This is a genomic window from Streptomyces sp. SID3212, from assembly GCF_009865405.1.
Lineage (GTDB): Bacteria > Actinomycetota > Actinomycetes > Streptomycetales > Streptomycetaceae > Streptomyces.
In genome coordinates, this window is record NZ_WWJY01001081.1 from 1 (window position 1) to 7,869 (window position 7,869).

At 70.8% G+C, this 7,869-nt stretch carries 8 protein-coding genes; 5 read left to right on the top strand and 3 right to left on the bottom strand.

Annotated features, from left to right (window positions below):
• The first annotated feature begins 288 nt into the window (after positions 1–288).
• Positions 289–600, top strand: coding sequence for a hypothetical protein (locus GT042_RS32155; protein ID WP_161312221.1), 312 nt, complete (start codon positions 289–291; stop codon positions 598–600).
• Between the two features lie 30 nt (positions 601–630).
• Here GT042_RS32155 and GT042_RS32160 read toward each other — a convergent pair whose 3' ends face one another.
• Positions 631–1,191 (bottom strand): TetR/AcrR family transcriptional regulator, encoded by a 561-nt coding sequence (locus tag GT042_RS32160; protein ID WP_161312227.1) that lies wholly within the window; start codon positions 1,189–1,191, stop codon positions 631–633.
• Between the two features lie 136 nt (positions 1,192–1,327).
• Between GT042_RS32160 and GT042_RS32165 the strand changes: the two genes are divergently transcribed.
• Positions 1,328–2,788, top strand: a complete 1,461-nt coding sequence (locus tag GT042_RS32165; RefSeq protein WP_161312228.1) for an MDR family MFS transporter — start codon at positions 1,328–1,330, stop codon at positions 2,786–2,788.
• On the opposite strand, the gene GT042_RS32170 is transcribed toward GT042_RS32165, so the two are convergent.
• On the bottom strand, positions 2,777–3,457 hold the full coding sequence (locus GT042_RS32170; protein ID WP_161312222.1) for a TetR/AcrR family transcriptional regulator: 681 nt from the start codon (positions 3,455–3,457) through the stop codon (positions 2,777–2,779). The genes GT042_RS32165 and GT042_RS32170 overlap by 12 nt on opposite strands.
• Positions 3,458–3,598: 141 nt before the next feature.
• On the opposite strand from GT042_RS32170, the gene GT042_RS32175 reads away from it, so the two are divergent.
• The 3 genes from GT042_RS32175 to GT042_RS32185 all read left to right on the top strand — a co-directional run bounded on the left by GT042_RS32175 (position 3,599) and on the right by GT042_RS32185 (position 7,535).
• Positions 3,599–4,621, top strand: coding sequence for an aldo/keto reductase (locus tag GT042_RS32175; RefSeq protein WP_161312223.1), 1,023 nt, complete (start codon positions 3,599–3,601; stop codon positions 4,619–4,621).
• Between the two features lie 176 nt (positions 4,622–4,797).
• On the top strand, positions 4,798–5,847 hold the full coding sequence (locus GT042_RS32180; protein WP_161312224.1) for a TIGR03885 family FMN-dependent LLM class oxidoreductase: 1,050 nt from the start codon (positions 4,798–4,800) through the stop codon (positions 5,845–5,847).
• Positions 5,844–7,535, top strand: coding sequence for an alpha-amylase family protein (locus GT042_RS32185; protein WP_161312225.1), 1,692 nt, complete (start codon positions 5,844–5,846; stop codon positions 7,533–7,535). The genes GT042_RS32180 and GT042_RS32185 overlap by 4 nt, the downstream gene beginning before the upstream one ends.
• Before the next feature lie 55 nt (positions 7,536–7,590).
• Here the strand turns inward: GT042_RS32185 and GT042_RS39565 are convergent.
• The coding region (locus GT042_RS39565) for a CGNR zinc finger domain-containing protein (RefSeq protein WP_237531425.1) at positions 7,591–7,869 on the bottom strand (279 nt) is incomplete at its 5' end.

Consider the following 7,869-nt stretch of genomic DNA (forward strand, 5'->3'; position numbering starts at 1 on the left):
CAGAGCACACCACCCACCGAAACAGGCCAGACGACCCGCCTCCCCCCACCACCTCCGCCCCACCACCCACTCACCACAGACACGGTGCTTGCACACCGGCCAACAGCCGGCGTGGCAGCCGCCGAGACGACCCGCCACCGCCCCATTCAAGTCGTGCGCAAAACCCCGCCGAAAGCCGAGGCCCGCGACGAAACCCCGACAACAGACAAGCCCCCGGGGGACCTTCCCCCGGGCCGCCCCCCTCAGCTGCACTTGCGGGGCCGGGGTGGGGGTCAAGGGTGGAACGAAGTGGAATCGGCGAAGCCGACGCGACAAAGGAGCGCCCTTGACGCCCACCCCGGCCCCGCGACAATCAACAACAAGGGGCGGCCCCACCCGCCTCACCACAACCCGGGCTCCCCCGACTACCCCTCGGCCCGAACCCGCACACCGACCACCGCCGGGCGCAAGCTCGCCCTCCTGCGGTGGTCCTACACGCCCGAATGGTGGGCCGATCTCCTCGGACGCCATGGCTTTCGCGACATCGACGCCGAAGTGCTCGCCGCGCCGGACCCGGTGAACGTCGGCACCCTCATGGTGCGGGCCCGTATCCCCGCGTAGTCGGCGTCAGCGCGGCAATCGTCGCAATCGTCAGCGCACCAGCGGCAGGAAGACCGTATCCACGATCTCCTCCAGGACCCCGTCCGGCACCGGCGCGAACGTCGTCAGGACCTCATGTCGCAGTAGGTCGAAGGGGAGTGCCTTGATGCGGGGGGTGAGGCGTTCCGGCGTGATCTCGCCACGTGCCACCGCCCGTTCGAAGAGCACGCCCACCGGGTTCTCGCCCCCCGCCGCGAGCAGTTCGCCGGGGCTGGTCCCCGTCCCCTGGTAGTAGCCGGCCAGGTGCACGCTCATGACGGTGATGAGCTGGACCCGGGTCGCGTTGATCTCCCGCATGAGGGTGAGGACGTCCTCCCGCAGGCTCCCCGTGTCGGGCACGCCGAGGCGGGACTCCGCCAGGGTGTGGACGAGGGTCGCCCGGACCAGTTCGTCGCGGTCGGACCAGCGCCGGTAGAGCACGGACGGGCTGGTGCCGGCCCGCTGGACCACGGCGTCCATGGTGAACCTGGCGTAGCCGTGCTCCGTGAGCTCTTCCCACGCCGCGTCGAGCAGCGCCTTCTCCAGTGCCGCTCCGCGCCGCCGCTCGGGCATCCGTACCTCCGCCTGGTTGATTAGAAAGGCTTGCATATCTTATTCCGGCACCTTACCGTGGGCCCCGTAAGATAGGACTCTATATCTTAGGTGGTTGTTCGTGAACACCCGTTCCGACCCCGCAGACCCCACCCCCATGGACCCCGCCGTCCGCCGCCTCGCCCTCACCGTCATCGTCGGCGCCCTCGCCGTCGTCTTCGACACCACCATCGTCAGCGTCGCCCTCAACGACCTGGCGCGGGGGCTCCACGCCTCCCTCGCCACGATCCAGTGGGTCAGCACCGCCTACCTGCTGGCCCTGTTCGCCACCATCCCGATCGCCGGCTGGGCCCAGTCCCGCCTCGGTGGCAAACGTCTGTGGATCGCGGCCCTGAGTACGTTCCTGCTCGGCTCGGTCCTGTGTGCGCTCGCGTGGAACGCGGGCAGCCTCATCGCCTTCCGCGTCGTCCAAGGCGTCGGCGGCGGCATCATGATGCCGCTCGTCGTCACGCTGGTGATGCAGGCCGCCAAGGGCCGCAACCCCGGCAGGGTCATGGCGGCCGTCACCCTGCCCACCGCCCTCGGGCCGATCCTCGGGCCGGTCCTGGGCGGTGTCATCCTCGAACTGGCCGACTGGCGCCGGCTGTTCGTCGTCAACATCCCCTTCTGCCTCGTCGGCATCCTCCTCGCCCGCCGCAACCTGCCCGACGACCGCCCCGCCCCCGACAGCCCCCACCCCCGGCTGGACGTCACCGGCCTGCTCCTGCTCTCGCCCGGCGTCGTCGCCGTCATCTACGGCCTTTCGCGGGTCGAAGGCGGTACGGGCTTCGCCGACGCGGAGGTCCTCGTCCCGTTGCTCGGCGGAATCGGCCTGCTCGGCGCGTTCACCGTCCGGTCGCTGACCCGTAAGGCCGGAAAGGGCGCCCTCGTCAACCTCCGCCTCTTCCGCCACCGCGCGCTCGCCTCCTCCGCCACGCTCGGCTTCCTGGCCGGCATCACGCTGTACGGAGCGATGTTCCTGCTCCCCCTCTACCTCCAGCAGGTCCGCGGCGAGGACGCCCTCGGCGCCGGACTCCTCCTCATCCCGCAGGGCGTCGGCCTGCTCCTCGCCCGTACCGTGGCAGGCACGTACACCGACCGCCTCGGCCCTCGCCCGGTCGCCCTCGTCGGATTCGCCGTCGTCGCCGCGGCCACCGTGCCGTTCGCCCTGGTCACCGCCGGTACCAGTACGTATCTGCTGATGGCCGCGCTGTTCGTCCGGGGCTTCGGCATGGGCACCGCCACGATCCCGCTCACCGGCGCCGCCTACGCGGGCCTGGCGCACCACGAGATCCCCGACGCCAGCATCATCACCCGCGTCGCCCAGCAGGTCGGCGGCTCGGTGGGCATCGCCGTCCTCGCCGTCGTCGTCCAGCACACCGCCGCCGGCGCCCACACCCCGACCGCCCCGACCGCCCTGGCCGACGGCTTCGGCGAGGCCTTCTGGTGGTCGGTGGCCGTCACCGCCGTCGCCGTACCCCTGTGCTTGCTGCTGCCGGGGCGACCCAAGCCTCAGGCCGCCGCGGCCCCTGCCGCGGACGAGGCCGGAGCCGTCGTACTCGACCGGTCAGCGCGCTGACCCCTGGTACGGCGTGCGCAGCCCGTCGACGAGGATCGCGACCATGCGCTGGTTGTATTCCGGCCCCTGACCGGGCACGGGCACGCACAGGTTGGCGATGGCGTGGATCAGGTCGAGAGCGCTGACGTCGTCCCGTACGACTCCGGCCGCCGACCCCGCGTCCAGCAGGGCCGCGAGAGCGGGGCCGACCTTCTCCAGGAAGTAGCCGGGCAGGGCCGCGTAGGCCGGATCGCCCGAGTGGAGGGCCGGGGCCAGCCCCCGCTTCGTACCCAGGAACTCGGTGAACCGGCGCAGCCACTCCGTGAGCGCCTCCCACGGCTCGTGTACGGCGCTGAGCTGCGGTCCCGCCGCCGCGCAGACGTCGATGCCGGTCTCCACCACCGCCTTGACCAGGTCCGACCGCAGCGGGAAGTGCCGGTAGAGGGTCCCGACGCCGACGCCGGCCAGGTCGCCGATCTCCTTGGCGGGCGCGTCGACGCCGGACGTGTCGAAGACCGTCCTCGCGGCGTTGATCAGGGCGTCCACGTTGCGCTGCGCGTCGGCGCGGATGCGGCGGGGCGGCGCGGGGTTCTCGGGCGTGGGCTTCTCGGGCGTGGGCTTCTCGGGTACGGCTTTCTCGCCTGCGGCCTGCTCGCGTGCAGCCCTCTCGGGTACGGCCCTCTCGCTCATGCTCCTCGATCCCTCCGGTTGCGTAACCGGAAAGGCTTTCCGTATAGTTCTGTTCTGGAAAGGCTTTCCGTTTAGCTACAGAGTACAGAGGCAGGGCACCCGCATCCCCGGTGCTCCTCCACGACCCCCAGGAGGGTCCCCATGCAGTACCGCACCCTGGGCCGCACCGGCATCAAGGTCAGCCCGTACGCCCTCGGCACCCTCATGTTCGCCTCGACCATCGGCAACGCCGACCACGACGACTCGATCCGCGTCATCCACAGGGCCCTGGACGCGGGCATCAACTTCGTCGACACCGCCGACGCGTACGGCGACTCCGAGGACGTGGTCGGCAAGGCGCTCAAGGGCCGCCGCGACCACGTCGTACTGACCACCAAGGTCAGCCGCCCGATGGGCCAGGACCCCAACCAGCAAGGCACATCGCGGCGTTGGATCATCACGGCCGTCGAGAACTCGCTGCGGCGCCTCCGGACCGACTACATCGACCTCTACCAGATCCACCGTGTCGACCCCACGACCGACATCGAGGAGACCCTCTCCGCGCTCACGGACCTCATCCGCAGCGGAAAGGTGCGCGCCATCGGCTCCTCCAACACCCCGGCCTCCGACATCGTCGAGGCGCAGTGGGTGGCCGAACGCCGGAGCCTGGAGCGCTTCCGCACCGAGCAGCCGGCCTACTCCCTCCTCAACCGCGGCATCGAGCGCGAGGTGCTGCCCGTGGTGCAGCGGTACGGCATGGGCGCGCTGGTGTGGGGGCCGCTCGCCCAGGGCCTGCTCACCGGCCGGGTCCGCAAGAACGAGGAGAACGGGCTGCGCCGCGCGGGCCTCTTCAAGCACCTCACCGACGAGCGCCGCATCGACGTCGTGGAGCAGCTCATTCCCGTGGCCGAGGAGGCGGGCATGCCGCTGACCCACCTGGCCACGGCGTTCGCCATCGCCCACCCCGGCGTCACGAGCGCCATCATCGGCCCCCGGACCATGGCCCACCTGGACGACCTGCTCGCCGGTCTGGACGTCACCCTCACCGACGAGATCCTGGACCGGATCGACGCCATCGTCCCGCCGGGCACGGATGTCGGGGCGCTGGACCAGGCGTACGTACCCCCGGCCCTGGAAAACGCGGCGCTGCGCCGCCGTACCCCCGCTGACCGGGTGGCGGCCTGATACTCGGATTCAGCTGATACTCGGACTCGCCTGATACTCGGCCTCAACTGATACTCGGATTCAACTGATCCTGTCGCGGCCGACGTTGGGCGCAACGGGGGCAGCGACGACCACCCTGCGGAAAACTCACCGCGCCGCCGCTCGACTACTCTCCGGGACGCGGGTACCCGCGTCGTATGACCGTCTACGGATTTCACGCCTCGCACGAACAGGTGCCTCCCGGCGACCTGTTGACCGCAGTCGTGCACGCGGAGGAGGCGGGTTTCACCGCCGCCATGTGCTCGGACCACTTCTCCCCCTGGAGCGCCCGGCAGGGCGAATCCGGCTTCGCCTGGTCGTGGTTGGGCGCGGCCCTCCAGGCCACCGGACGCGTACCGTTCGGCGTCGTCAACGCCCCCGGCCAGCGCTACCACCCCGCCGTCATCGCCCAGGCGATCGGCAGTCTCGGCGCGATGTTCCCCGGCCGGTTCTGGGCCGCGCTGGGCAGCGGTGAGGCCTCCAACGAGCACATCACCGGCGACCGTTGGCCCCGCAAGGACGTGCGCAACGCGCGGCTGCGCGAGTGCGTCGACATCATCCGGGCGCTGCTGCGCGGCGAGGAGGTGAGCCACGACGGGCTGGTGACCGTGGACCGGGCCAGGCTGTGGACCCGCCCCGAGAGCGTCCCGCCGCTGTTCGGCGCGGCGTGCAGCGAGGCCACCGCCGCCTGGTGCGCGGACTGGGCCGACGGCCTGATCACCGTGAACGCCCCGCACGAGCAGCTGCGGCGCATCGTCGACGCGTACCGCTCGGCCGGGGGAACCGGACCGCTGTACCTCCAGACGCACCTGAGCTGGGCCCCGTCCGACGACGAGGCCCGTGCGCTCGCCCACGACCAGTGGCGTACGAACGTGCACGGTCCGCCCGCGAGTTGGGACCTGGACACCGCTGAGCTGTTCGACGTCGTCAGCGAGCACGTGAGTGACGAACAGGTGGCGGACTCCGTACGGATCTCCGCCGACCTCGGCCAACACGCCGCGTGGCTCCAGGAGTACGCCGACCTCGGATTCGACGCGGTGATGCTGCACCACGTGGGCCAGGAACAGGAGGCGTTCATCGACGCGTTCGGCGCGAAGGTGCTGCCGAGGCTGGATGTGACGGAGCCACCGCCGGCGGTGGCGGAGACCGTCCCGGGCGCGCGGACCGCGCCGGCCGCGCGGACCGCCTCCGAGGAGGTTTCGCGATGAGGCTGACCCGTACCTCCGACCTGTGGTGGAAGGACGCGGTCGTCTACTGCCTGGACGTCGAGACGTACCAGGACAGCGACGGCGACGGCTGCGGCGACTTCGCCGGACTCACCCAGCGCATCGACCACTTGGACCGGCTCGGGGTGACCTGCGTCTGGCTCATGCCGTTCTACCCGACGCGCGAGCGCGACGACGGCTACGACATCACCGACTTCTACGCCGTGGACCCGAGGCTCGGCACGCTCGGGGACTTCACCGAGTTCGTCCGCACCGCGCGCGACCGTGGCATCCGCGTCATCGCCGACCTGGTCGTCAACCACACGTCGGAGCACCACCCTTGGTTCGAGAACGCCCGGTCGAGCCGGGACTCCGCGTACCGCGACTGGTACGTCTGGCGCGACGAGCCCCCCGAGGACGGCCCGCACGACGTGGTCTTCCCGGACGCCGAGACGAGCGTCTGGGAATACGACGAGGGCACCGAGCAGTACTACATGCACCGCTTCTACAAGCAGCAGCCGGACCTCAACGTCGCCAACCCCGAGGTACGGGACGAGATAGCCCGCATCATGGGCTTCTGGACCCAACTCGGCCTGTCCGGCTTCCGGGTGGACGCCGTGCCGTTCCTGCTGGAGACCGACGGACAGCCCGACGAACTGCCCGACCCGCACGAGTACCTCGCCGACCTGCGGGCCTTCCTCGGCCGCCGCGACGGCGAGTCGATCCTGCTGGGCGAGGTGAACCTCCCGTACGAGGACACCGCGCGCTTCTTCGGTGAGCCGGGCACCTCGCGCGGCGACGAACTCACCATGTGCTTCGACTTCATCGGCATGCAGCAGATGTACCTGTCGATGGCGCGCGGCGACGCGACTCCGCTGGCGCAAGCACTCCGGGACCGGCCGGAGCCGCCGAGGGACGCCCACTGGGCGACGTTCGTCCGCAACCACGACGAACTGACCCTCGACAAGCTCTCCGACGACGAACGGGCGGAAGTCTTCGCGGCGTTCGGCCCCGAGAAGGACATGCAGCTGTACGACCGGGGTCTGCGCCGCAGGCTCCCGCCGATGGTCGACGGCGACCGCCGCCGTACGGAACTGGCGTACAGCCTGCTCTTCACCCTCCCCGGCACGCCGGTCCTCTTCTACGGTGAGGAGATCGGCATGGGCGAGAACCTGGCCGCCGAGGGCCGGCAGGCGGTCCGTACCCCCATGCAATGGACGGCGGACGCCAAGGCCGGCTTCTCCACGGCGGATCCGGCCGACTACCCCAACCCGCTGGTGGAGGGGGAGTTCGGACCGGCGAAGGTCAATGTGCACGACCAGCGCCAGGACTCGGGCTCCCAACTGGCCTGCGTGCGGCGGCTGGTGGAGTGCTACCGCGAGAGCCCCGAACTGGCCTGGGGCGCCCACGAGATACTCCCGGCGGGCGACGACGCGGTACTGGCACATCTCTCCACCACCGGGGACGGGGCCGTCCTGGCCCTGCACAACTTCGCCGACCGCCGGGTGAAGGTGGTGACCGAGGCGTCGGGCCTGGCGGCCGGGACGGTCCTCACGGATCTGCTCGGGGAGGACGACATCACGGTGGGGAAGAAGGACGGGAAGGTCAGGGTCGAGCTGGAACCGTACGGTTACCGGTGGCTGCGGGTGAGCACACCGCTGGACGACCCGGCGCGGGCTACGGCGGACTGAGGCTGAGGGGGGCCGTCGGCGGGGAGGCGGCCGTCGGCGGGGGCGGGGAGGGGTTTCAGCCCGCTTGGCGGCTGCGGTAGGCGCGGGTCTTGTTCCGGTTGCCGCAGGCCTTCATCGTGCACCAGCGGCCGCCTGGGGCCAGGAGGAGGGTGCGTTCGCTCACCAGCAGCGGACACGCCCGCTCACCCTGGCCCAGGGGGGACATCGCGGCGTTCTTCGGGGAGGTGGGGTAGGGGGTGGGCCTTTCAGCGCGGGTTCGGGCCGAGGGGTAGTCGGGGGAGCCCGGGTTGGGTTGAGGCGGGTGGGGCCGCCCCTTGTTGTTGATTGTCGCGGG